The 241-nt window shown below is 49.4% G+C and carries 1 protein-coding gene; it reads right to left on the minus strand.

The window, feature by feature from the left end; all coding sequences use genetic code 11:
* A partial coding sequence (locus JSN25_RS22270; protein WP_233638456.1) for a fimbria/pilus outer membrane usher protein occupies positions 1 to 241 on the minus strand: 241 nt, incomplete at both ends.

A 241-nucleotide genomic window follows, 5' to 3' on the forward strand; every position in this document is an offset into this window, starting at 1 on the left:
AAATCAGCGATAGAAAACGGACCTGGCGGCACCTCTTTTTGGTACACCACAAAACCGTTCTGCTCAATAGTGACCAGCGCATTGCTCTGCGCAATCCCCTGTACTACCGGGGTAAAGCTTTGTTTTGAGTTGGGTAACATCTGCATATCGCGGTATAAACGCACCCCACGAAAGCGTACCGAGTCAAAAATATCAGATGAGGTGTACATATCCCCGACGCGTAACGTGCCGAGAATTTGCG

The organism is Citrobacter cronae, assembly GCF_016893685.1.
In the GTDB taxonomy this organism is placed as follows: Bacteria; Pseudomonadota; Gammaproteobacteria; order Enterobacterales; family Enterobacteriaceae; genus Citrobacter; species Citrobacter werkmanii.